A 2,346-nucleotide genomic window follows, 5' to 3' on the forward strand; every position below is an offset into this window, starting at 1 on the left:
TACGATCCGCTTTTTATATTTTATAGAGTATTTAAAATTATACTGACTGTTCGTCCACCATTTTTTCAAATGTAAATTTCACTTTACTTGACTTCACTGAACCGTTTACATCTCGGAATTCCAAAGTGACGTCATAAGAGTATTGATCCTCCTCTGCATTTGTCTCAATGGTAATTCTTTGAGAAGCGCAATTAGCTACTATCGTCAAATCATTTCCGATTAAATTCCATGTTCCGCTAAAAGTTAGCTTATTGGCACAATCAGCAGCCAAATATCCTTGTCTATAAACCAAACTTCGATCATTCATAAAGTTATACACCAAATCACGGTCGCACGCTTTATATTGAGCAAAAAGATCTGTGCTTGCGTTATCTGCATTGTCGTCCGTAAGATCGATGGCCTCATCTGCTTCCATAGCAACAAGTTTCCAAGAGCCGGAAAACCCTGTTTCTGCCTCACTTAATTCACCTGTTAACGGTTCTGGACATTTGATGTCATCATCAGTATTGCAACTAAAAATAGACAGAGCAACAACTAGGAATAAAGATTTAATAATTAAAATTGATTTTTTCATGTTTTTTTGTAGTTTTTGAGTTCATTAAGTAAGATGCTGGATCAATCAAAAGGTTGCTTCTAAAAAATGAAAAAGATTACTTACAAGGAATATTAAGAAGAATATATTGGCTATCCACACGATATCAATGCGTTACAAATAAATAAAAATTAAGATATCAGTGGGATAAATATCAGAACCTTATAAAAAGAAAGAACCGAGGTCCCTCAACCTCGGTTCTCCTAATTTGCGTTTTTTATATTGCGTAGATTTAGGGTCACTAAGTCAACAACATATGCAAATATTAATTAATTAATCCATTGAACTAAAACCTAAATTTCAGTACACTTCAAATGTAAAATTAATATTTAAATAATCAGTTTAAATACGTATTAAATCGACGAAATACATCAAACTTTAACATTTAACGACTAAAAGATGTATTTCATCGACAAGATACGTGATCGAATTCATAAATATTGATCCACAAGACTATCAGATTTTTGGTATTTGAACGTTAATTATTAAAATTAAGTTACGAGATGTATCTTCGCAAAGCAAATATTCAACTTATGAGGACCTTCATTATTCTTTTTAGCTTCATGTCATCGCTGGCTTTTGGGCAAGATTCCACGTATTCGGAAACACAGATTAGGGTTTCCAATTGGATAGATGGCAGTTTGATAACTCCAAATTCTGGCTCAGATCGACTTGCCATTATTATTGGTGGCTCTGGTCCCACAGATAGAGATGGCAATCAGAACTTTTTAAAAACCTATAACCTTAAAAAACTCGCACAAGAACTTGCCCTAAATGGCATTGCCACTTTTAGATATGACAAGCGAATTGTAAAACAGATCAAAATGAATTCTGTGGACCCGAACATCAAGTTTGATGATTTTGTATCGGACGCTATGGATGTGGTCCAATATTTCAAATCAAAGCAAAAATTCAAAAACATCTATATAATAGGTCACAGTCAAGGAAGCTTAATAGGTATGTTGGCTTCCCAGCAGGACGTAAACGGCTTTATTTCTATTGCAGGTGCAGGCCAATCTATTGATGCGGTTATCATTGAACAGGTTGAAAAAACGGCTCCCATGTTTACTGAAGATACCAAACGTGTTTTTGACCTATTAAGATCCGGAAAAACCACCACCGACTATCCACAAGCACTTACGTCTATTTTTGACAGTAGTTTACAGGAGTTTATGATGAGTTGGATGAAATACGATCCCGCCGTAGTCATAAAAAAATTAGACCTTCCGGTTTTAATTGTCAATGGGACCAAAGATTTACAGGTAAGCGTTGCAGAAGCCCAGCTATTGCATGAAGCCTCCAAAACATCCGAATTGGTCGTTATCGATAAAATGAACCATGTATTATTTATAATACACGGCGATGCCCAAGAAAACGCCAAATCCTATAATGATTCAAGAGGGAAAGTCTCAGAAGAATTGATAACTCGAATCGTTGACTTTATTAAACAGTAACTATTACAATAGCTCTCCATAAAAAAAGCATCCCGAATTCAGAGGCCACTGAAAAAGTCCCCTTAAAAATATTGGGGTAAAAAGAGATAAAAAGGAGTGTAAACCGTAGTGTTTTCACTCCTTTTTTCGTATCTTTTTTACTGATTAACAAACACTTGGGCATCCCGAATTCAGAGGCCACTGAAAAAGTCCCCTTAAAAATATTGGGGTAAAAAGAGATAAAAAGGAGTGTAAACCGTAGTGTTTTCACTCCTTTTTTCGTATCTTTTTTACTGATTAACAAACACTTGGATATGTTAT

Annotated in this window: 2 protein-coding genes; one reads left to right on the plus strand and one right to left on the minus strand. The window is 35.0% G+C overall.

Annotated elements, in window-relative coordinates; all coding sequences use genetic code 11:
- Window positions 1-37: 37 nt before the first annotated feature.
- On the minus strand, window positions 38-574 hold the full coding sequence (locus tag G6N06_RS19555) for a DUF5004 domain-containing protein (RefSeq protein ID WP_163518381.1): 537 nt from the start codon (window positions 572-574) through the stop codon (window positions 38-40).
- 551 nt (window positions 575-1,125) lie between these two features.
- On the opposite strand from G6N06_RS19555, the gene G6N06_RS19560 reads away from it, so the two are divergent.
- The gene (locus G6N06_RS19560) at window positions 1,126-2,046 is read left to right on the plus strand and encodes an alpha/beta hydrolase family protein (RefSeq protein ID WP_163518382.1); all 921 of its coding nucleotides are present in this window, start codon (window positions 1,126-1,128) and stop codon (window positions 2,044-2,046) included.
- The last annotated feature ends 300 nt before the right edge of the window (window positions 2,047-2,346 follow it).

Source organism: Gelidibacter japonicus (assembly GCF_010725055.1).
In the GTDB taxonomy this organism is placed as follows: domain Bacteria; phylum Bacteroidota; class Bacteroidia; order Flavobacteriales; family Flavobacteriaceae; genus Gelidibacter; species Gelidibacter japonicus.

Bases quoted from the DNA above. Each gene is read 5' to 3' on its own strand.
- G6N06_RS19555 (WP_163518381.1), bottom strand. From the start codon at position 574: ATGAAAAAATCAATTTTAATTATTAAATCTTTATTCCTAGTTGTTGCT.
- G6N06_RS19560 (WP_163518382.1), top strand. From the start codon at position 1,126: ATGAGGACCTTCATTATTCTTTTTAGCTTCATGTCATCGCTGGCTTTT.